Genomic DNA, 21704 nt, shown 5'->3' with positions numbered 1-21704 from the left:
GAACTGGCAGGGGCGTGGGTGCGAGCTGTGCGTTGCTGTGAGAGCCCGGTGAGCGCACCCGCCGGGAACAGCGAACATCCCCCGGCCGAACCCGGCCGGGGGATGTTTCACGTGGAACCAGGAGAAGAAGGTCCAGGAGGAGGACCGGGTGCCTACTTCTCCGCCTTGTCCTTGTCCTTGTCCTTGGCCGACGCCGCCGGCTTGCGCAGCTGGATGTTCAGCTCGCGCAGGCGGGACTCGTCCAGCTCCGTCGGGGCACCCATCATCAGGTCCTGGGCGTTGCCGTTGAGCGGGAAGGCGATCGTTTCGCGGATGTTGGGCTCGTCGGCCAGCAGCATCACGATGCGGTCGACACCCGGGGCGATACCACCGTGCGGCGGGGCGCCGAGGCGGAAGGCGCGGAGCATGCCCGCGAACTCGTGCTCGACGGTCTCGCGGTCGTAACCGGCGATCTCGAAGGCCTTGAGCATCAGCTCGGGCTCGTGGTTACGGATGGCTCCGGAGGACAGCTCGATGCCGTTGCAGACGATGTCGTACTGCCAGGCGAGGATGTCCAGTGGGTCTTTCTCCTCCAGGTCCTTCAGGCCGCCCTGAGGCATCGAGAAGGGGTTGTGCGAGAAGTCGATCTTGCCCGTGTCCTCGTCCTTCTCGTACATCGGGAAGTCGACGACCCAGCAGAACCGGAAGACACCCTCCTCGAAGTGGCCGGCGCGCTTGGCCGCCTCGACGCGGACGGCGGACATGACCTTGGAGACCTCGTCGAACTCGCCCGCGCCGAAGAAGATCGCGTGGCCGGGAACGAGGGAGAGGCGCTCGGTGAGGGTCTTGACGTCGGTCTCGGTGAGGAACTTGGCGATCGGGCCGGTGAGGCCGCCGTCCTCGCCGACGCGGACCCAGGCCAGGCCCTTGGCGCCGTGCTGGACGGCGTAGTCGCCGAGACCGTCGAAGAACTTCCGGGACTGGCCCGCGGTGTCCGGGACCGGGAGGGCGCGGACGTGCTTGCCCGCGAAGGCCTTGAACTCCGAGTCGGCGAAGATGTCGGAGATGTCGACCAGTTCCAGCTGGGCACGCAGGTCCGGCTTGTCGTTGCCGTACTTCAGCATCGACTCGCGGAACGGGATGCGCGGGAACGGCGAGGTGACGTGGCGGCCGTTGCCGAACTCCTCGAAGAGCTCGGTCATCAGCTTCTCGATCGGCCGGAAGACGTCCTCCTGCTCGACGAACGACATCTCGACATCGAGCTGGTAGAACTCGCCGGGCGAACGGTCGGCGCGGGCGTCCTCGTCGCGGAAACACGGCGCGATCTGGAAGTAGCGGTCGAAGCCGGAGATCATCAGCAGCTGCTTGAACTGCTGCGGGGCCTGCGGCAGGGCGTAGAACTTGCCCGGGTTCAGGCGGGACGGGACGACGAAGTCACGGGCGCCCTCGGGGGACGTCGCGGTGAGGATCGGGGTCGCCATCTCGTTGAAGCCGAGGGCCACCATCTTGGAGCGGATGGCGGCGATGACGGCCGAGCGCAGCATGATGTTGCGGTGCATGCGCTCGCGGCGCAGGTCGAGGAAGCGGTACTCCAGGCGCCGCTCCTCGTTGACCCCGTCCTCGGTGTTGATCGTGAAGGGCAGCGGGGCGGCCTCGCCCAGCACCTCGACCTCGCTCACCTCGATCTCGATCTCACCGGTCGGGAGCTCCGGGTTGACGTTGTCGGCGCCGCGCGCGGAGACCTTGCCGTCGATCCGTACGACGGTCTCCTTGGTGAGCTTCGCAAGAGCCTCGTTGCCGGGGGTGCCGGGACGGGCGACGAGCTGCACCAGACCGTAGTGGTCGCGCAGATCGATGAAGAGGATGCCACCCAGGTCTCGGCGATTGTGCAGCCAGCCGCTCAGCCGGACGTCGGTGCCGACGTCAGAGGCGCGGAGCTCGCCGCAGGTGTGGGACCTGTACCGATGCATTCTCGTTCATCCAGTCTTCGCGATTCGGGGTGGCTTCAGCCTCCCCAGGCTACCGCCCGCACCCGCACCACTTCATTGACATTGACATTTCAAGATCATCCGAGGCGCGCGGAGCGGTCCGCGGGCCGTGCGGACCGGACCCCGGGCGGGAATCCTCGGTGGCGTCCATGGAGCAGACCTTCTTAAAGTAGGGCAATGCGCACCGAGGACATCCTGGCCGCGACCGCGACCGGTCTGTGGCGGTGGGACAACGGAGCCGGGACCGTCACGCTCGATGCGGAGGCGGCCCGGCTGCTGGAGCTGCCCGCCGCTGCCGGTGTCTTCCGCGAGTCCGCGGTGCGTTCCCGTTTTCATCCCGTCGACTGGAACGAGATCAACGGGGTGGTGAATCTCGCAGTGGCCGAGGGCACCCTCGCCGAGGCCCGGCTGCGGATCGTGGACGGGAGCGGCCGGGTGTTGCGTACCGTCCGCAGCCGCTCCAAGCCGCTCCCGCCCGAGGAGCCGGGCAGCACCGCCTATGTGCTGATCGGCACCCTTCAGGAGGTCGCCGAGCCGCAGCCCGGCACCAACGGGGCGCACGTCCCCATCACCGGTGACTGGCGCCGCTCGCGCGAGGCCTTCCTGCTGGACGCTGGCCGGGCGCTGGCCGAGGCCCGGTCGACCGAGGAGGTGCTGCGGGTCGCCTCCTCGCTCTCCATGCCCGGTTTCTCCCCGGACGGCCTGGCGGTCTTCGGGGTCGCGGGCGAGCGGCTGACGATCGTCGGGCACCACGGGCACAGTGCGGGCGACGAGGGCCCGTTCACCGACATGACGCTGGAGACCGACTATCCGGCCGCCGAGGTCATACGGACGGGAAGGGCGATCTACCTGCCCTCGCCCGAGGACTACAGCAACCGCTACCCGGCCACCTGGCCGCTCGCCAGCCGCTTCGGGCGCCGCTCCTGGGCCTTCCTCCCGCTGACCGCGGCGGGGCGGACGATGGGCGCCTGGATGGCGGGGTTCCGGCACCCGGTGTCGTTCTCACCGGACGAGCGGTCCGTGCTGACGACCGTGGCCCGGATGCTCGCCCAGGCGCTGACCCGTGCCGGGGCCGCCGAGACCGAGCGCGAGCTCTCGCTGGGTCTCCAGCGCTCGATGATGCCGTCCCTCGGTCCCGACATCCCGGGGATGTCGGTCGCCGCCCGCTACATCCCGACGGGTGGCGGGCTGGAGGTCGGCGGCGACTGGTACGACCTGATCCCGCTGCCCAACGGCCGCGTGGCCCTGGTCATGGGGGACGTCCAGGGCCACGATGTGCGCGCCGCGGGCCTGATGGGGCAGCTGCGGATCGCTCTGCGCGCGTACGCCGCCGAGGGACACCGCCCCGATGCGGTGCTCTCCCGCGCGTCCCGGTTCCTCTCCGGGCTCACCGACGCGTACGAGGACGGGGAGGAGACCGGGCCGCGCTTCGCGACCTGCCTGTACGCGGAGGTCGACCCGGAGACCGGCGTCCTCGACATCGCGCGGGCCGGCCATCCCGACCCGGTGGTGATGACCGCCGACGGGACCGCGATGATCCAGCACACCGAGGGCGGGCTGCCGCTCGGCGTCGAGGAGGACGCCGACTATCCGACGACCCGGCTCACCCTGGAGGCCGGAGAGACGATCATGCTCTGTACGGACGGGCTGATCGAGACCGGCGGCCATGACCTGTACACCGGCTGGCACCGGCTGCGGCCGGTCCTGGAACGGGACACGTCCGATCTGGAGAAGCTCGCCGACGCCCTCGTCCAAGCCGTGCACGGACCGCCGTCGCACTACACGACCGGGCCGTTGGCGGACCGCAGGGAGGACGACATCGCGCTCCTCCTGCTGCGGCGCGACAGCGGGATTCCGCAGGAGGCTCCGCCGCGGCGCACCGCACTGACCATCGCGCAGGCCGAGCCGGAGCGGATCGCGGCGGCCCGGCAGCACCTGCGGGACCTGCTGCACGACTGGGCGGACCCGGAGCAGGTCGACGCGGCGGTGCTCATGATCTCCGAGATGGCGACCAATGTCCTCGTCCACACCGACGGGGACGCGCTGATGGTCGCCCTGGCGACGGGGGAGCACGGAGAGCGTCGCCTGCGGGTGGAGGTGGCGGACGCCAGCGACGAACTGCCGCACAGGCGGCGGCCCGGGGAGATGGCCTCCAGCGGGCGGGGGCTGGTGCTGATGGAGGTGCTCGCCGACGCCTGGGGCGTGGATCCGCAGGGGGCGGGGAAGTCGATCTGGTTCGAGCTGTACGAGTCGGAGCCGGAGGACTGAACGGGCACGAGCCGGAGCCGGAGTCGGAGTTGGAGCCGAAGGACTGAACGGGCACGAGCCGGAGCCGGGGCCGAGGCCGGGCAGGGGCCCGGGCCGAACCCGGGCTGACCCGGTACGTCAGGCGTCGCCCCCTCCACCGGGCGGGGTCGGGGCCGGCCCGCCCGGTTCTCCGCCCGCACCTCGCTCTGCCCGCCCCGCGCGCAGTTCGCCGATGATGCCGAAGGCCGCCGCGCAGGCCGGTACCGCGAGCAGCATGCCCAGCAGGCCCGCCACACTGGCGCCCGCGGTGAGGGCGATCATGATGGTGGCGGGGTGCATCTGGACCGTACGGCTCTGGATCACCGGCTGCAGGACATGGCCTTCCAGCACCTGGACCGCCAGGACGACCCCCAGCGCCCAGAGCGCGATCACGAACCCGCGGTCGGCGAGGGCGACCAGCACGGCGACCGCGCCGGAGATGAACGCCCCGAGGTAGGGAATGTAGGCGCCGACGAGGACCAGCGCGCCGAGCCCCACCGCGCCGGGGACGCGCAGGATCAGCAGCCCCACGGTGATGCAGACGGCGTCGATCAGCGCGATGAACGTGGTGCCGCGCATGAAACCCTCGACCGCTTCGAAGGCCCGCCGCCCCATGGCCTCGACCAGGTCCCCGGTGCCGCGCGGCGCGATCGCGTGGGCGAGGCCCGCGGCCCTGTCGGAGTCGCGCAGGAAGAAGAAGGTCAGCAGGAAGGCGAGAACGCCGGTCGCGATCAGCGAGCCGATCAGGCTGATCCCGGTGAGGAGTCCGCCCGCGGCGCTCGCGCCGAACTTCTCGACGAGCTTCTGGGCGTTGGCGGCGAGGCTGTCCACATTGGTGTTGCTGCGGATCCCGAAGTGGTCGACGACCCACTGGGCGGCGTCCTTCAGGGACCGGACGATGTGGTCGCCGGTGTCGACGAGCGCGGTGACGACGATGTATCCGGCACCGCCGACCACCGCGACGAGCAGGGCGCAGGTGAGCCCCGCGGCCAGTGAGCGGTTCATCCCGCGGTCGGTCAGCCGACGGTGGACCGGCCCGAGCAGTGCGGTACCGAGCAGCGCGAGCAGAACGGGGGAGACCGCGGTCTTGAAGACGACGCACAGCCAGACGGCGACCGCGGCGACACCGGTGACGAGGAGCACGACACCGCACCAGGCGGCTGTGCGCCGCGCACCGTCGGGCAGGAGGGGCTTGGTGATCTGCACCCTCCCACCCGACCACGGTGCGGTGGTCGTGTCCCGCGTGCGCCGCCGTACGAGTGACGGAGTGTCACACCCCGGCGGCGGCTGTCACATCCCGTGGACGGCGGGCACCGTACCGAGGCGGCCGGCCTGGAAATCCTCGAAGGCCTGCTTCAGTTCGGCCTGGCTGTTCATCACGAACGGCCCGTAGTGCGCCATCGGCTCGCGGATCGGACGGCCGCCGAGCAGAACGACCTCCAGGTCCGGCGCGTTGCCGTCCTGCCTCTCGTCCGCGCGGACGGTCAGCGAGGAACCGGCGCCGAAGACGGCGGTCTGCCCCATGTGGACGGGCCGGCGCTCCGCGCCGACGGAGCCGCGCCCGGCGAGCACGTACGCGAGGCCGTTGAAGTCCTCGCGCCACGGCAGGGTCACCTCGGCGCCGGGACGGACGGTCGCGTGGATCATGGTGATCGGGGTGTGGGTGATGCCGGGGCCCTGGTGCCCGTCGAGCTCACCGGCGATGACGCGGAGCAGCGCGCCGCCGTCCGGGGAGGCGAGGAGCTGGACCTGGCCGCCGCGGATGTCCTGGTAGCGGGGGTCCATCATCTTGTCGGCCCTGGGCAGGTTCACCCAGAGCTGAAGGCCGTGGAAGAGGCCGCCCGACATCACGAGGGACTCCGGCGGGGCCTCGATGTGGAGGAGGCCGGATCCGGCGGTCATCCACTGGGTGTCGCCGTTCTGGATGGTGCCGCCGCCACCGTTGGAGTCCTGGTGGACGAAGGTTCCGTCGATCAGGTAGGTGACGGTCTCGAAGCCGCGGTGCGGGTGCCAGGGGGTGCCCTTCGGCTCTCCGGCCGCGTACTCCACCTCACCCATCTGGTCCATCATGATGAACGGGTCGAGGTACTTGTAGTTGATCCCGGCGAACGCACGGCGAACCGGGAAGCCCTCGCCCTCGAATCCGCTCGGCGCCGTGGTGACGGCGAGCACGGGACGGGCCGTGGCGTCGCCCGAGGCGGCGACCTTGGGCAGGGTCAGCGGGTTTTCGACGGTCACTGCGGGCATGGGAGCCACCTCCGGGATTGTCCTGAGAACAATTTAGTTGAACGGTGAACATCTCGCAAGGCGCCCTTCATTCCCGCGCACGAAGAAGGGCCCGTACCGTGCGGTACGGACCCTTTCGGGAGGAATCGGACGTCAGCCGTACATGCGGCGCATCGCGAAGTCGACCATCTGCTCCACGGCCTTGGCGTCGAAGACCATGCGGTGCTCACCCTCCATGTCGAGAACGAAGCCGTAGCCGGTCGGCAGGAGGTCGATCACCTCGGCCCCAGTGATCACGAAGTACTTGGACTCCTTGCCCGCGTACAGCCGCAGCTCCTTGAGCGTGGTGAACATCGGGATCACCGGCTGCTGGGTGTTGTGCAGCGCGAGGAACCCCGGATTGTCACCGCGCGGGCAGTAGACCTTCGACGTCGCGAAGATCTGCTGGAAGTCCTCGGCGGACAGCGAGCCGGTGGTGAAGGCCCGCACCGCGTCCCCGAGGGACGGCGGCGAGGGCTCGGGATACAGCGGCTGCTCGCCGTAGCCGCCACCCATCTGCTGCTGTGCACCCGGGTTCTGGTCGTAGCCGTACATAGCGCAAAGAGTAATCGGACACATCAGGCCCTTGAGGGGTTGCGCCTTATTACTCACGGGTAGCATCATCGGAGAGGTCAGGTGATAAACGCACCGCCAGCTCGTCGCCCGCCCGGCCCACACCCCTCACCGGGGCGCTGCGCGCCACTGCTATTGATTACGGAGCCTTCCCATGGGGCACTACAAGTCGAATCTCCGCGACATCGAGTTCAACCTCTTCGAGGTGCTCGGGCGCGACAAGACGTACGGCACCGGCCCGTTCGCCGAGATGGACGTCGAGACGGCGAAGAGCATCCTCGACGAGGTCGCCCGCCTCGCGGAGAACGAGCTGGCCGAATCATTCGCCGACGCCGACCGCAACCCCCCGGTCTTCGACCCGGAGACCAACACCGCGCCGGTCCCGGAGTCCTTCAAGAAGTCGTACCAGGCGTTCATGGACTCCGAGTACTGGCGTCTGGGCCTGCCCGAGGAGATCGGCGGCACCACCTCGCCGCGCTCCCTGATCTGGGCCTACGCGGAGCTGCTGCTCGGCTCGAACCCGGCCGTCTGGATGTACTGCTCCGGCCCGGCGTTCGCCGGCATCCTCTTCGAGGAGGGCAACGAGGCGCAGAAGAAGATCGCCGAGATCGCCGTCGAGAGGCAGTGGGGCTCGACGATGGTGCTCACCGAGCCGGACGCCGGTTCGGACGTCGGCGCGGGCCGCACGAAGGCCGTCGAGCAGGAGGACGGCTCCTGGCACATCGAGGGTGTGAAGCGCTTCATCACCTCGGGCGAGCACGACATGTCCGAGAACATCATCCACTACGTGCTGGCCCGTCCCGAGGGCGCGGGCCCCGGCACGAAGGGCCTCTCGCTCTTCATGGTCCCGAAGTTCCACTTCGACTGGACCACCGGCGAGCTGGGCGAGCGCAACGGCGTGTACGCGACGAACGTCGAGCACAAGATGGGCCTCAAGGCGTCCAACACCTGCGAGATGACGTTCGGCGACCAGCACCCCGCCAAGGGCTGGCTGATCGGTGACCGGCACGACGGCATCCGCCAGATGTTCCGCATCATCGAGTTCGCCCGCATGATGGTCGGCACGAAGGCCATCGCGACCCTGTCGACCGGCTACCTGAACGCGCTGGAGTACGCCAAGGAGCGCGTCCAGGGCTCCGACCTGTCGCAGTTCATGGACAAGACCGCCCCCAAGGTCACCATCACGCACCACCCCGACGTGCGCCGTTCGCTCATGACGCAGAAGGCGTACGCGGAGGGCATGCGCTCCCTCGTCCTGTACACCGCCTCCGTCCAGGACGCGATCCAGGAGAAGGAGACCGCGGGCGAGGACGCCAAGGCGCTGCACGGCCTCAACGACCTGCTGCTCCCGATCGTGAAGGGCTACGGCTCCGAGAAGTCCTACGAGCAGCTGGCGCAGTCGCTCCAGACGTTCGGCGGCTCCGGGTACCTCCAGGAGTACCCGATCGAGCAGTACATCCGTGACGCCAAGATCGACACGCTGTACGAGGGCACGACGGCGATCCAGGGCCAGGACTTCTTCTTCCGGAAGATCGTCCGTGACCAGGGCGCCTCGCTGAACACCCTGTCCGAGGAGATCAAGAAGTTCCTCGCCGGCGCCCAGGGCAACGAGGAGCTGTCCGGTGCGCTGGACTCGCTCGCCAAGGCGGCCGTGGACCTGGAAGCGATCGTCGGCACGATGATCACCGACCTCACCGCGACCGGCGAGGACGTCAAGAACATCTACAAGGTGGGCCTCAACACCACCCGCCTGCTGCTGGCCTCCGGCGATGTCGTCGTCGGCTACCTGCTGCTCAAGGGCGCGGCCGTGGCGACCGAGAAGCTGCCGACCGCCGCCGCGAAGGACGTCGCCTTCTACCGGGGCAAGATCGCCGCCGCGAAGTTCTTCGCCGCGAACGTCCTGCCCGGCGTCTCCACCGAGCGCGCGCTCGCCGAGTCGGTCGACAACTCGCTGATGGAGCTGGACGAGGCGGCTTTCTGAGGCCCGTCCGAGAGCATCGACGCACCGCCCACCCGGACACGCTTCCGGGGGGCGGTGCTGTCGTTTCGGCCGGTACGAGCGGAAGCGGCCGGCAGGTACGACGGCGTGGCCGGCAGGTACGACGGCGTGGCCGGCAGGTACGCGGGCGCGACCGGCAGGAGGCGTGCGCGGCCGGCACTTGCGTGCGTGGCCGCGGGCATCGAGGCCGGTCGGAGGGGGCCGCGCGGACCGCGGAGGCACCGGCATCGAGACCGGTCGGAGGGGGCCGCACGGCCGTGGGGCGCGAAGCGGGGCGAGGAGGAAATCTACCGGTCCCGCCTGGTTACAGTGATGAACATGAGTTCCTCCCTCCGCTTCGACCGCGGTCACACCGACGATCTGATGGCCTTCCTGATGGCCTCCCCCTCCCCGTACCACGCCGTGGCCACCGCAGCCGAGCGGCTGGAGAAGTCCGGATTCCGCCAGGTCGAGGAGACCGCCGCCTGGGACGGCACCAGCGGTGGGAAGTACGTCCTGCGCGGCGGCGCCATCGTGGCCTGGTACGTGCCGGAGGGCGCCGCCGCACACACCCCGTACCGGATCGTCGGGGCACACACCGACTCGCCGAATCTGCGGGTCAAGCCGCTGCCCGACACCGGGGCGTACGGCTGGCGCCAAGTCGCCGTGGAGATCTACGGCGGAACGCTCCTCAACACCTGGCTCGACCGTGATCTCGGTCTCGCCGGCCGGATCTCGCTGCGCGACGGCACGCACCGGCTGGTGAACATCGACAGGCCGCTGCTGCGCGTACCGCAGCTGGCCGTACACCTGGACCGGTCGGCCAACCCCGACGGACTGAAACTGGACCGGCAGAAGCACATGCAGCCGATCTGGGGACTCGGGGACGTCGAGGAGGGCGACCTGATCCGCTTCGTCGCCGAGGAGGCGGGCGTCGCCGCCGAGGACGTGACCGGCTGGGACCTGATGCCGCACGCCGTCGAGCCGCCCGCCTACCTGGGCCGGGACCGGGAGCTGCTCGCCGGGCCCAGGATGGACAACCTGCTCTCCGTGCACGCGGCGACCGCCGCGCTCGCCGCCGTGTCGGGGCAGCCGGACGCCGAGCTTCCGTACATCCCCGTCATGGCCGCCTTCGACCACGAGGAGAACGGTTCGCAGTCCGACACCGGAGCCGACGGACCACTGCTCGGCACGGTCCTGGAGCGCTCGGTGTTCGCCCGCGGCGGTACGTACGAGGACCGCGCCCGCGCCTTCGCCGGGACCGTCTGCCTCTCCTCCGACACCGGCCACGCGATCCACCCCAACTACGCCGAGCGCCACGACCCGACCCACCACCCGGTCGTGAACGGCGGACCGATCCTCAAGGTCAACGTCAACATGCGGTACGCGACCGACGGCAGTGGCCGGGCCGTGTTCGCGGAGGCGTGCACGAAGGCGGACGTGCCGTGGCAGACGTTCGTCTCCAACAACTCGATGCCCTGCGGCACCACGATCGGCCCGATCACCGCGGCCCGGCACGGCATCCAGACCGTGGATGTCGGCGTCGCGATCCTGTCGATGCACAGCGCCCGTGAGCTGTGCGGCGCGGACGACCCGTATCTGCTGGCCAACGCGATGACGGCGTTCCTCGCGGGCTGACCCCGCACCGCCCGCTCCCGCGGTCCCGGGCATGGCCGTCACCGGGCCGGGTACGCGCTCCGTACACCGGCCCGGAGCCACCGGGCCTTCGAGGAGGCGGGAATCATGGGACTCGGAGGATGCATCGTCCTCATCGGTGCCGGAGCGATACTGGCCTTCGCGACCGACTGGAAGATGGACACCGTCAACGTCGACATGGTCGGCTGGATCATGATGATCGTCGGCATCATCGGGGTCTTCGTCTACGTGAGCATCGCACGACGCCGCCGGATGGTCGTGCCGTCCAACACCACGGTCGTGTCCGAGGACGAACGCCATCACCTGTGACGCACGGCACCCGCCGGCCCGACACGGCGCCGGTGGGCTGCGAACGGGCCGCCGCCCCGGCGCACGAGGAACGCGCCGCGCACACCGGGACGCCGGCCGGGTCGTGACCGCCCGTCAGGCCTGCTCGTCCATCCCGGCCAGCACCAGCGGCAGCCGGGCCGTTCCTTCCGCGGTCACGCGGACGGGGACGCCCCAGTCCTGCTGGTGGACATGGCAGGCCGGGTATTCGTTCGCCGGGTCGTCGTCACAGGACGCCGCCATCGCGGACACATGCAGAACGCCCTCGGTGACGCCGTCGGCCAGGACCAGTTCGCGGAACAGGTCGGTGCCGGGACCGGAGCCGTCCGCCAGCAGTTCGGGCGGGGTCGCCGAGACCAGCAGACGGGTCGAGGGACCGTAGCGGGTGTCCAGCTTCTGCCCGGCGGGCGCCTGGAAGACCACATCGAGCCGGAGCGTGCCCGGGGCGATCTCGGTGGCCGCGCGCCGCGTGTGATGGGCCTGGTCGGCGACGCGTACGGCCTCCTCCGGGAGGCGCAGCCGGGTCAGCCGGTGCCCGGCGGACTCGACGACGACCAGATCGCCGTCGACCAGCACGGCGTCACTCGGCTCGCGCAGATCCGTGGCCAGGGTGGTGACCTCACCGCTCGCGGGGTCGTAGCGCCGCAGCGCGTGGTTGTACGTGTCGCAGACGGCGACGGACCCGTCGGGCAGCGCCGTCACCCCCAGCGGGTGCTGGAACAGGGCCTGGTCCGCGGCTCCGTCGCGGTGTCCGAAGTCGAAGAGGCCGGTGCCGACGTCCGTGCGGACGGCGAAGCCGCTGCCGTCACGCTCGACGTGGCGCAGGGCCGACGTCTCCGAGTCCGCGACCCACAGCCGCTCCCCGTCGGCCGACGGGGCGAGCCCCGACGACTGGGCGAACCATGCCTCGTCGGCCGGTCCGTCGACCAGGCCCTCGTTGGTCGTGCCGGCAGCGACCCGCACGGTCTCCGTCGCGGGGTCGTACGTCCACAGCTGGTGCACGCCCGCCATGGCGATCCACAGCCGGTCCGCGAACCAGGCGACGTCCCACGGCGACGAGAGGTCGACCTCGCGGGCCGGGCCGCTCGTCGGCGAGCCCTGCCACCACTGACGGCCGGTACCCGCGAGGGTCGTCGTCACGCCGGTGGCGAGATCGAGGGCGCGGACGGCGTGGTTGACGGTGTCGGCGACCGCGATCCGGCCGTCGGGCAGCACGGCGAACCCCTGCGGCTCGGAGAACCGGGCTTCGTCGGGCCCGCCGTCGGCGAACCCCCTGTCGCCTGTTCCGATGTGACGGCGAACCGTTTCGCAGTCGGGTTCCATCTCGACCAGGCGGTGGCGGGTGGTGTCGGAGACGAGGAAGCCGCCGTCGGGCAGGAGCAGCGCCTTGCCGGGGAAGCGCAGATGTGTGGCGACCGGCTCCGGCGCGACATACGGGCCGTCGCCGCGGCGCAGCGTGCCCTTCGCTCCGTGCTCCGCCTCCAGCTCCTCGACCAGTTTCGCGATGGCGTGCGCATGGCCCTCGCCCGCGTGCTGCGCGACGACATAGCCCTCGGGGTCGATGACGACGAGCGTGGGCCAGGCCCGTACGGCGTACTGCTTCCAGGTCTCCAGCTCCGGGTCGTCGAGCACCGGGTGATGGACCTCGTACCGCTCGACGGCGTCGACGACGGCCTGGTGCTCGGCCTCGTGGACGAACTTCGGCGAGTGCACACCGATGATCACGACGGTGTCGCGGTGCTTCTCCTCCAGCTCGCGCAGCTCATCGAGGACGTGCAGGCAGTTCACACAGCAGAAGGTCCAGAAATCCAGAATCACAATGCGCCCTCGCAGGTCAGCGAGGGTGTACTGCTGGTCGCCTGTATTGAGCCAACCGCCCTTGCCGATCAGCTCGGGGGCCCTGACGCGCGCACGTGTTGCCATATCGCTAGTCAACATCACCGTGGCCCGCACGCATTCCGGAGGGTCCTGGGGGAACCTGTGAGCCATGAGATTCCTGGTACGCGAACGACTCTTCGCCGTCGGTGACGACTACTGGATCGAGGACGCGGACGGTCGCAAGGTCTTCCTAGTCGACGGCAAGGCCATGCGGGTCCGTGACACCTTCGAGCTGAAGGACGCGCGGGGCCGGATCCTGATCGAGATCCGGCAGAAGCTGATCAGCCTGCGCGACACGATGGTCATCGAGCGCGACGGCGAACGCCTCGCCAAGGTCAAGCGCAAACGGCTGTCACTGCTGCGCAACCACTACCGGGTCACGCTGGTGGACGGCACCGAGCTCGATGTCAGCGGCAAGATCCTGGACCGCGAGTTCGCCGTCGACTACGACGGGGAACTCCTGGCCCAGATCTCGCGGCGCCGGCTGACCGTCCGGGACACGTACGGAATCGATGTCGTGCGGGAGGACGCCGACGCGGCACTGCTCATCGCCGTGGCGGTGTGCGTCATCGTGCTCGCGGACAAGGAGCGCGAGGACTGATACGAGGAGTGGCAGGGGGGGAGAGCCACGCCCGCGGAACAGGCCGCCCGGCGACCGAGGACGACGGACGTCCGCCCGCCTGATGGCGCTCGCCCCGGTTTCACGTGAAACGCAGGGGCCGACCCACAGACACCCGGGGCCGACCCACAAACACCCAGGGCCGACCCACCGGGCCCACCCGCGGGTCAGTGCGGGGGTGCCAGTCCCAGACGCCGGTCCTTGAGGGCCGGGAACTGCTCGCGCGTGGCCACGACCTTCGACGGGTCGAACTCCACGGTGAGCACCTCCTCGTCCGCGCCGGCCTGTGCGAGCACCTCGCCCCAGGGGTCGACGACGATGCTGTGCCCGGCCTGCTGGATCCCGGCATGGGTACCCGCCGTACCGACGGCGAGGAGGTACGACTGGTTCTCGACCGCACGGGCCCGGGCCAGCAGCGTCCAGTGGGCGCGGCGGCGCTCGGGCCAGCCCGCCGCGACGATCAGCGTCTCGGCACCCGCGTCGACCAGGCCACGGAACATTTCCGGGAAGCGCAGGTCGTAACAGGTGGCGAGACCGAGGGTGGTCTGCGGCAGGGCGACCGTCACCAGGTCCTCACCGGCGCCCATCATGACCGCCTCGCCCTTGTCGAAGCCGAAGCGGTGGATCTTGCGGTAGGCGGCGGCCCGCTCACCCTCGGGCGTGAAGACGAGCGCCGTGTTGTACAGCGTGCCGTCGGCGGCGCGCTCGACGAAGGAACCCGCGTGCAGCCAGACCCCGGCGTCGGCTGCGGCCTTCGCCATGGTGTCGTGGGTGGGCCCCTGAAGCGGTTCGGCCTCGCTCTCGAAGGCGGTGTACGCGAACGCGCCGACCGGCCAGAGCTCGGGAAGGACCACCAGATCCGTGCCACGCTGGGCCGCGACCAACGAAGCCGCGCGTTGCCTGCGGGAATTGACGGATTCGTCCGGGTCTACTGCGATCTGGATGAGGGAGGCGTGCACACTACCACCGTCCTGGCATTCGAGCCGTCAACACGGGCCTACGATCGTCACACGAAAGCACTGCCGGGGTGCCTGCTCGCAGCGTAACTTAGAGCGCCGGACGCCCTGAGCGACCGAACCTCCCACGCAGCCCGCCGCCCGCGCCCAGCACTCCAGCCCATGCACCGCAGAACCGCACGAGGGGTCCCGTGACCGTCCATCCCAGCCTCCAGACCTACGCCGATGCCTGGACCCACTCCATCGAGTCGATAGCCGAGCTGGTGAAACCACTCGCCGAGGGAGAGTGGAACCGCCGTACACCCTGTCCCGCGTGGTCGGTGCGTGACGTCGTCTCCCACATCATCGGCATGGAGTGCGAGCAGCTCGGCGACCCGCGTCCGATCCACACACTGCCGCGCGATCTCTACCACGTGCAGAACGACTTCGCGCGTTACATGGAGATGCAGGTCGACGTGCGGCGTCACCACACCGCGCCGGAGATGACCTCCGAGCTGGAGTACACGATCATTCGCCGCGCACGCCAACTGCGCAACGAGACACGGGATCCCGAGACCATGGTCCGCGCGCCGCTCGGCGCCGAGCAGACCCTCGAACTGGCGCTGCGGATGCGGGCCTTCGACGTCTGGGTGCACGAGCAGGACCTGCGGGCGACGCTGGGGCGGCCCGGGAACCTGGACTCCCCCGGCTCCACCATCGCCCGGGACACGCTGCTTGCCGCACTGCCGAAGGTGGTCGCCAAGGACGCCGGCGCGCCGGCCAATTCGGCGATCGTGCTCGATGTGCACGGGTCGGTGGAGTTCCTGCGCACGGTCAGGGTCGACGCGGAGGGCCGCGGTTCGGTGGACGGTTCGCCGTCGCTCGGCCCCGCGGTGACGCTGGCGATGGACTGGGAGACGTACTCCCGTCTCGCCTGCGGACGGGTGCGGGCGGCTACGGTCGCCGACCGGATCAAGGTCGAGGGCGACCAGGATCTCGCGGCGGCGATCCTTCAGAACTTCGCCGTGACGTCATGACGTCATGACGCCGTGATGCCGTGATGCCGTGGTGCTGTGGTGCTGTGGTGCCGTAGTCGGCGTCGCGCCCCGCACCCGGCCTTCCCGCACCCGGTCTCACCGAGTCGGCCGCACCCGTCCTCGACGCGACGGGCGCGGCCGATGCGGTGAGACCGGCGAGACGGACGCGGCCGGTCCGCCGCGGCAGACGACGCCGCCGATCGGCGCGACAGACACGGCCGGTCCGGTACGCCGGACGCGCTACGCGGGTACGTGCACGGCTTCCACCCGGCTGATCACATGGTGGTCGCGCTCGCGATGCGCGGCGCGGGAGCGCAGCCGCAGAATCTGCACCACGCCGAGTGCCTCCAGGACGAAGACCGAGGAGAACGCGATCCGGTAGTTGTCCCCGGTCGCGTCCAGCAGCACGCCGACGGCGAACAGTGTGGTCATCGAGGCGATGAACCCGCCCATGTTGACGATGCCCGAGGCGGTGCCCTGACGCTCCGCCGGGTTGGCGGGCCGCGCGAAGTCGAAGCCGATCATCGAGGCGGGGCCGCACGCGCCGAGCACCACGCACATGACGGTCAGCAGCCACATCGGCGCGCGGTCGCCCGGGTAGAAGACGGTCGACGCCCAGAGCAGGGCCGTCACGGCGACCGTCCCGAGGGCCAGCGGAGCGCGGGCCGCATGGTGGCGGGCGATGATCTGGCCGTAGACCAGTCCGAACGCCATGTTGGAGAGCACCACCAGGGTCAGCAGCTCACCGGCGGTGGACCGGCTCAGCCCCTGCGCCTCCACCAGGAACGGCAGCCCCCACAGCAGGAGGAACACCATGGCCGGGAACTGCGTGGTGAAGTGCACCCACATGCCGAGCCGGGTGCCGGGCTCCCGCCAGGAGGCGGCGATCTGCTTGCGCACGTAGGCGGCGCCCGCGTGCTCGGCGGGCGGCGGTTCGTGGCCCTCGGGGTGGTCCTTCAGAAACAGCAGGAGGAGCACGAGGACGATCACCCCGGCGACGGAGCTGCCGGCGAACGTGGTCGTCCAGCCGAAGCCGTGCAGGGCCCGCGCGATGAAGAGCGTCGAGACGAGGTTGCCCGCCATCCCGAAGAGCGCGGCGACCTGCCCGATCATCGGTCCGCGCCGTGCCGGGAACCAGCGGGTGCCGAGCCGCAGCACGCTGATGAACGTCATCGCGTCGCCGCAGCCGAGCAGCGCCCTGGACGCCAGTGCCATGCCGTACGAGGGGGAGAGCGCGAAGCCCAGCTGTCCCAGGGTGAACAGGACGACCCCGAGCGTGAGGACCTTCTTGGTGCCGAGCCGGTCGACCATCAGGCCGACGGGTATCTGCATGCCCGCGTAGACGAGGAGCTGAAGGATGGAGAACGTGGAGAGCGCGGAGGCGTTGACGTCGAACCGGTCGGCGGCGTCGAGACCGGCGACGCCCAGGCTGGTGCGGAAGATGATGGCGACGAAGTAGACGGCGACACCGATGCCCCAGACCCGGACGGCACGCCGGCCGCCGGGGGGATCTCCGGGCAGGGACAGAGTGGGAGCGGCGGCAGAGCTCACCGGTCCTCACCCCTGACCAGCACCTTGACCCGGCTGACATGACGCCGCACGACCTGCGCGGCCCCGTCCGCGTCGCCGGACCTGATCGCCTCCAGCAGCTCGCCGTGCTCGCTGATGTTGGCGGCGATCCTGCTCGGGTTCGCCTCCATCACGGCGACGCCCATCCGCAACTGCCGGTCGCGCAACTGGTCGTAGAGGCGGGAGAGGATGTCGTTGCCCGCGTTGCGCACGATCTCGGCGTGGAAGCAGCGGTCCTTCACGGACATGGCGGCCAGATCCCCGGCCTCGGCCGACCGCCGCTGTTCGTCGAGGAGTTCTTCGAGACGGCCGATCAACTGCACGGAGGCGGGCACGGCCTTGCGGGCCGCGAACTCCTCGACGAGCAGCCGGGTCTCGACCACATCGGCGATCTCCTGTGCGGAGACGGCGAGGACGAGAGCACCCTTCTTCGGGTACAGCTTGATCAGCCCCTCGACCTCCAGCCGCAGCAGCGCTTCGCGCACGGGCGTACGGGAGACACCGACGGCCTCCGCGAGATCACCCTCGGTGAGGAGCGTGCCGCCCTCGTAACGGCGGTCCAGGACCGCCTCCTTGATGTGGGCGTAGACGCGCTCGGCGGCGGGGGGCTGCTTGGCGGCGGGCTTCACGGACGACTGCGCGTCCGTCTTCGCCGAGGAATTCACAGGGGACTTCACAGGAGGCTTCACGGCAGGGGGTGCGGCGGCAGGCATGTACACAGCATAGATACAACATGCGTACATCGCGAACGCGTCCGCGATCCGGACACCTCCGCCCCCACCAGGGCAGACCAAGGGGGCCGCGGAGGGGCAGGGCGATCAGGGGCGGTCGGACCAGGGCGAGCCGACGCGCGGACCAGGGCGGGCCGATGCGCGGACCAGGGCGGATCACGGCAGGCCCGAGCGAGCCGACACGGACCTCAAGGCGGCCATCCCACCCGAACAAGAGACCCGGGCCGGAAATCGCCACAGGAATCAGCACATCCTTCCCCCGGCCTCATGAGTCTCATCACCGAGCGGCACCTTCATGTGGCCGCATTCCAGGGGCATTTGGAGCGTAGAAGTTGAAAATCGGCATTAAGGGCATAAACCGCGTTTCCGCCGCTGCCACCGTGGCCCTCACCGCGGGTGCCGTCATCGCGGGCAGCGCGTTCGCCTCCACGGCGCAGGCCGCGACGCCCACTCCCACGATCACCGCCAAGGGCGGGTACGTGATGAACAACGGGACCGCGAAGACCCTGTTCAGCAAGGCCGCGGACACCCGTCGCTCCACCGGCTCCACCACCAAGATCATGACCGCCAAGGTGGTCCTGGCGCAGAAGAACCTCAACCTGGATTCGAAGGTCACGGTCCAGAAGGCGTACAGCGACTACATCGTCGCCAAGGGCGCCTCGTCGGCCCGCCTGATCGTGGGCGACAAGGTCACGGTCCGCCAGCTGCTGTACGGCCTGATGCTGCCGTCCGGTTGCGACGCCGCGTACGCGCTGGCCGACAAGTTCGGCTCCGGCTCGACCCGCGCGGCCCGGGTGAAGTCCTTCCTCGGCAAGATGAACGCCCAGGCCAAGTCCCTCGGGATGAAGAACACCCACTTCGACTCGTTCGACGGCATAGGGAACGGCTCGAACTACTCGACGCCGCGCGACCTGACGAAGCTCGCCAGCAGCGCGATGAAGAGCTCCACGTTCCGCACGGTCGTGAAGACCAAGTCGACCAAGCAGAAGGTCACCACGAAGTCCGGCGGCTACCGCTACATGTCGTGGTCCAACACCAACACCATGCTCAGCAGCTACAGCGGTGCGATCGGCGTGAAGACCGGCTCCGGCCCGGCGGCGAAGTACTGCCTGGTCTTCGCCGCGACCCGTAACGGCAAGACGGTCATCGGCACGGTGCTCGCCTCCACGAGCGCGACCACCCGTTCCGCGGACATGAAGAAGATCATGGACTACAGCTTCAAGAAGTAGACCGAAGCCTCAAGAAGCAGTCCGGAGCCTCAAGAAGCAGTCCGGCCCGGCAAAGCACGCACAGAGGGGGCTCGCACCACGCGGGCCCCCTCTCGCCGTACCGGAGGATGCTCAGTCGAGACAGAACTCGTTGCCCTCGATGTCCTGCATCGTGATGCACGACTCGTTGTTCTCGTCGGCATACAGCACCTGCACGCACACCGCGCCGAGCGCCACCAGCCGATCGCGTTCGGCCTCAAGCACGGCCAGCCGCTCCGCACCCACGAGCCCGGTGCCGGCCCGCACATCGAGATGCACCCGGTTCTTGGCGACCTTGCCTTCGGGAACGCGCTGGAAATACATGCGCGGGCCCTCACCCGTGGGATCGGAGCACGCGAACCATGCACCCCGCTCCTCGGACGGCAGCGAGTCGTTGTAGGCGTCCCAGGTATCGAACCCCTCCGGAGGCGACGGTGCGACGTACCCGAGCACCTCGCACCAGAACCGGGCGACGCGCTCGGGGTCCGCGCAATCGAAGGTGACCTGGATCTTCTTGACCGATGCCATTCGGCCACCCTAACAGCGGGCCTCCGAAAGCCAGTTCCCCTTTATTGAGCCCGAGATTCCGAGCGTCCCTCTGGGCCGCGTATCGAAAGTGCCGGTCACGTGCTGGTCACTCGGCCGCGTGGCGCTCGCGGCGGTTGGCCACCGCGAGCCGCCGTGCGGTGGGGGATCAGGCCGGGCTTCTTCGGAATCGTGCAGCCGATTCCGCGTCGGCGCAGGCAGCCGCGGTTGGTGTGGTCCCGCAGGCCCACACCAACCGCACCTGGCTCGGTCGGCAGCGCGGTCTGGGTGGGTTCACTTGCCGGCGATGCTCCACGTGCCGTCGCCCGCCGCAGCGGCGTTGTTGAGGGCGGTCCACGCGGCGTCGTCGAGCTTGAAGGCGTCGTGGAGGTAGGCCGAGATCGCGTCGGCGACGAGGGCGACGCGGGCGGGGTCCTCGTCGGAGGTCTCGGCGACCTTCTCGCCGGCGAGGCCGCCCAGGGTGTGCTCGCCCTCGACGATGGCGAGCAGGCTCTTCGGGGACGGGCTGAGGTGGTAGGCGTCGGTGAACCACTCCGGTCCCCGGGTCGAGAGCGGGGACTGGTCCTTGCCGCCCGCGATGACCAGGGCCGGGGTGGTCATGGTGGAGTAGTCCGGCCTCATGAACGGAAGGTGTTCGGCGGCGAACGGGGTGAGGGTGTCGCCGGTTCCGGTCGCGGCGATCAGCGCGCCGGCCGAGACCGCAGAGTGGGAGAAATCCTCTCCGGGAATGCCGTCGGCGTCGAATACGCGCGCGCCCAGGATCACGCCGGCGGTTTGAGCGCCCCAGGAGTGGCCGACGACCGCGATGCGCTCATGGTCGACGCGGGTCTCCAGGCCGCCGGCCTGGAGAAGGATGTCGCCGAGGCCGTCGAGGACCGCGTGGAGGTCGGCGATCCGGACGCGCCAGATGGTGGCGAAGCGCGGGTCGTCCCACCCGATGCCGTTGCGGCGGGAGTCCAGGTGGGTGGGCTGCACGACGATGAATCCGGCGGCTGCCCACCGGTCGACGAGGGGTTCGTATCCGTCCAGGGACCATGCGTTGCCGTGGGAGAACACGATGACGGGAAGGTTCTGGCCTGACAGTGGGGCGGTGACCTTCACCTGGAGGTCGACGCTGCGGCCGGGCGCGGGAACGGTGATGGGCTTGACCGCGACGATCCGCTGGTTGAGGTGGCTGGAAGACATGGGGTGCCCTGCGCTTTCTCCACGGGATCGCTCTGCCATACTTTGGCGGAGCGCCGTTCCGCCAATTTAGCGGAACATTGTTCCGCGAGTAAAGGAGGGTCTCGTGCCTGAAGCGGGCGGAGTACGTCAAGCACAGGCGCAGCGCACCCGCAGCGGCGTGCTGGCGGCCGCATCGGCGGTCTTCGTGGACCAGGGCGTCCAAGCCCCCATCCGCGACATCGCCGAACGCGCCGGCGTCGGCGTCGGCACGATCTACCGAAACTTCCCGACCCGGGCGGACCTCGTCACCGCCGTCTACCGGCACCAGATCGACACCTGCACCGCACTCGCGCCCCGGCTCCTGGAGGAATCAGCCTCCCCGTTCACCGCCCTGACCCGCTGGGCGGACGCGTTCGTGGAGTTCCTGGTGACCAAGCACGGCCTCGGTGCCGCCCTGGGGTCCGGTGATCCAGGGCTGGAGAACCTCCACGCCCTCATGCTCGACACCCTGGTCCCGGCCTGCGCGATGCTGCTCGACGCCTGCGCCGCCGCCGACGAACTCAGCCCCGGTATGACCGCCTACACACTCATGCGCGCCATCGGAAACCTCTGTATCACCGGCCCCGACTACGACCAGGCCGACGCCAAGCACATGGTCGCGACCCTCCTCGCCGGATGCCGTCGCAGGGCATAGCGACAGGACCCGGCCGCCCGCTGTGCGCACCATCGATCTCTGCCCAGGACGTGGAGCCGTGGCGCCCACCACGTGACGGCCGAGGTCACAGCCACTCGTTGATGGCTGCGACAAGGACGGTTGCCTCATAGCGGACGGCGAGCTTGTCGTATCGCGTGGGTGCGCCACGAGGCGCCATGGAATCGAGTGAGGTGAGAGACCTTCACCGCCGGGTTGTCGCAGCAACCTGGTT

The 21704-nt window shown here is 69.6% G+C and carries 18 protein-coding genes; 8 read left to right on the top strand and 10 right to left on the bottom strand.

Annotated features, from left to right (window positions below; translation table 11 throughout):
- Positions 1-152: 152 nt before the first annotated feature.
- On the bottom strand, positions 153-1949 hold the full coding sequence (gene aspS / locus ACFVUT_RS13625; RefSeq protein ID WP_389647782.1) for an aspartate--tRNA ligase: 1797 nt from the start codon (positions 1947-1949) through the stop codon (positions 153-155).
- A gap of 195 nt (positions 1950-2144) precedes the next feature.
- Between aspS and ACFVUT_RS13620 the strand changes: the two genes are divergently transcribed.
- A complete protein-coding gene (locus ACFVUT_RS13620) occupies positions 2145-4235 on the top strand; it encodes a SpoIIE family protein phosphatase (protein WP_389647780.1) in 2091 nt (696 codons plus the stop codon).
- A gap of 117 nt (positions 4236-4352) precedes the next feature.
- Here ACFVUT_RS13620 and ACFVUT_RS13615 read toward each other — a convergent pair whose 3' ends face one another.
- The 3 genes from ACFVUT_RS13615 to ACFVUT_RS13605 form a co-directional block, all read right to left on the bottom strand.
- Positions 4353-5459 (bottom strand): AI-2E family transporter, encoded by a 1107-nt coding sequence (locus tag ACFVUT_RS13615; RefSeq protein WP_389647777.1) that lies wholly within the window; start codon positions 5457-5459, stop codon positions 4353-4355.
- 84 nt (positions 5460-5543) lie between these two features.
- The gene (locus tag ACFVUT_RS13610; RefSeq protein ID WP_389647775.1) at positions 5544-6500 is read right to left on the bottom strand and encodes a pirin family protein; all 957 of its coding nucleotides are present in this window, start codon (positions 6498-6500) and stop codon (positions 5544-5546) included.
- Between the two features lie 132 nt (positions 6501-6632).
- Entirely contained in the window at positions 6633-7073 is a 441-nt protein-coding gene (locus ACFVUT_RS13605) for an SseB family protein (RefSeq protein WP_072487501.1), read from the bottom strand.
- A 172-nt stretch (positions 7074-7245) separates the two neighbouring features.
- On the opposite strand from ACFVUT_RS13605, the gene ACFVUT_RS13600 reads away from it, so the two are divergent.
- From ACFVUT_RS13600 to ACFVUT_RS13590, 3 genes are all read left to right on the top strand, one after another.
- A complete protein-coding gene (locus ACFVUT_RS13600) occupies positions 7246-9072 on the top strand; it encodes an acyl-CoA dehydrogenase (protein WP_389647773.1) in 1827 nt (608 codons plus the stop codon).
- Positions 9073-9408: 336 nt separating this feature from the next.
- A complete protein-coding gene (locus ACFVUT_RS13595) occupies positions 9409-10707 on the top strand; it encodes a M18 family aminopeptidase (RefSeq protein ID WP_389647772.1) in 1299 nt (432 codons plus the stop codon).
- A 105-nt stretch (positions 10708-10812) separates the two neighbouring features.
- A complete protein-coding gene (locus tag ACFVUT_RS13590; protein WP_389647770.1) occupies positions 10813-11034 on the top strand; it encodes a DUF6458 family protein in 222 nt (73 codons plus the stop codon).
- 114 nt (positions 11035-11148) lie between these two features.
- Here ACFVUT_RS13590 and ACFVUT_RS13585 read toward each other — a convergent pair whose 3' ends face one another.
- On the bottom strand, positions 11149-12975 hold the full coding sequence (locus ACFVUT_RS13585; protein WP_389647767.1) for an NHL domain-containing thioredoxin family protein: 1827 nt from the start codon (positions 12973-12975) through the stop codon (positions 11149-11151).
- A gap of 64 nt (positions 12976-13039) precedes the next feature.
- Here ACFVUT_RS13585 and ACFVUT_RS13580 point away from each other — a divergent pair, with 64 nt between their 5' ends.
- Positions 13040-13531, top strand: coding sequence for an LURP-one-related/scramblase family protein (locus tag ACFVUT_RS13580; protein WP_389647764.1), 492 nt, complete (start codon positions 13040-13042; stop codon positions 13529-13531).
- A 185-nt stretch (positions 13532-13716) separates the two neighbouring features.
- On the opposite strand, the gene ACFVUT_RS13575 is transcribed toward ACFVUT_RS13580, so the two are convergent.
- A complete protein-coding gene (locus tag ACFVUT_RS13575; RefSeq protein ID WP_389647761.1) occupies positions 13717-14508 on the bottom strand; it encodes a carbon-nitrogen family hydrolase in 792 nt (263 codons plus the stop codon).
- Between the two features lie 188 nt (positions 14509-14696).
- On the opposite strand from ACFVUT_RS13575, the gene ACFVUT_RS13570 reads away from it, so the two are divergent.
- On the top strand, positions 14697-15521 hold the full coding sequence (locus ACFVUT_RS13570) for a maleylpyruvate isomerase family mycothiol-dependent enzyme (protein WP_389647758.1): 825 nt from the start codon (positions 14697-14699) through the stop codon (positions 15519-15521).
- A gap of 240 nt (positions 15522-15761) precedes the next feature.
- Here the strand turns inward: ACFVUT_RS13570 and ACFVUT_RS13565 are convergent, their stop codons facing one another.
- Together ACFVUT_RS13565 and ACFVUT_RS13560 are read right to left on the bottom strand one after the other, a co-directional pair.
- The gene (locus ACFVUT_RS13565; protein WP_389647754.1) at positions 15762-17072 is read right to left on the bottom strand and encodes a nitrate/nitrite transporter; all 1311 of its coding nucleotides are present in this window, start codon (positions 17070-17072) and stop codon (positions 15762-15764) included.
- The gene (locus tag ACFVUT_RS13560; RefSeq protein WP_389647751.1) at positions 17069-17803 is read right to left on the bottom strand and encodes a GntR family transcriptional regulator; all 735 of its coding nucleotides are present in this window, start codon (positions 17801-17803) and stop codon (positions 17069-17071) included. Before ACFVUT_RS13560 ends, ACFVUT_RS13565 begins: the two co-directional genes overlap by 4 nt.
- 350 nt (positions 17804-18153) lie before the next feature.
- Between ACFVUT_RS13560 and ACFVUT_RS13555 the strand changes: the two genes are divergently transcribed.
- Positions 18154-19050: a D-alanyl-D-alanine carboxypeptidase family protein gene (locus tag ACFVUT_RS13555; protein ID WP_389647748.1), complete on the top strand. Its 897-nt coding sequence runs from the start codon at positions 18154-18156 to the stop codon at positions 19048-19050.
- Between the two features lie 111 nt (positions 19051-19161).
- Here the strand turns inward: ACFVUT_RS13555 and ACFVUT_RS13550 are convergent, their stop codons facing one another.
- A complete protein-coding gene (locus ACFVUT_RS13550; protein ID WP_389647745.1) occupies positions 19162-19596 on the bottom strand; it encodes a VOC family protein in 435 nt (144 codons plus the stop codon).
- Between the two features lie 291 nt (positions 19597-19887).
- Positions 19888-20799: an alpha/beta hydrolase family protein gene (locus tag ACFVUT_RS13545; protein WP_389647743.1), complete on the bottom strand. Its 912-nt coding sequence runs from the start codon at positions 20797-20799 to the stop codon at positions 19888-19890.
- Between the two features lie 103 nt (positions 20800-20902).
- On the opposite strand from ACFVUT_RS13545, the gene ACFVUT_RS13540 reads away from it, so the two are divergent.
- Complete coding sequence (locus tag ACFVUT_RS13540; protein WP_389647740.1) at positions 20903-21472, top strand: TetR/AcrR family transcriptional regulator; 570 nt, start codon at positions 20903-20905, stop codon at positions 21470-21472.
- The last annotated feature ends 232 nt before the right edge of the window (positions 21473-21704 follow it).

This window comes from Streptomyces sp. NPDC058051 (assembly GCF_042885475.1).
Classification (GTDB): domain Bacteria; phylum Actinomycetota; class Actinomycetes; order Streptomycetales; family Streptomycetaceae; genus Streptomyces.
Note: the sequence above shows the minus strand (reverse complement) of the source record. Positions and strands in the feature narration are given on the sequence as shown.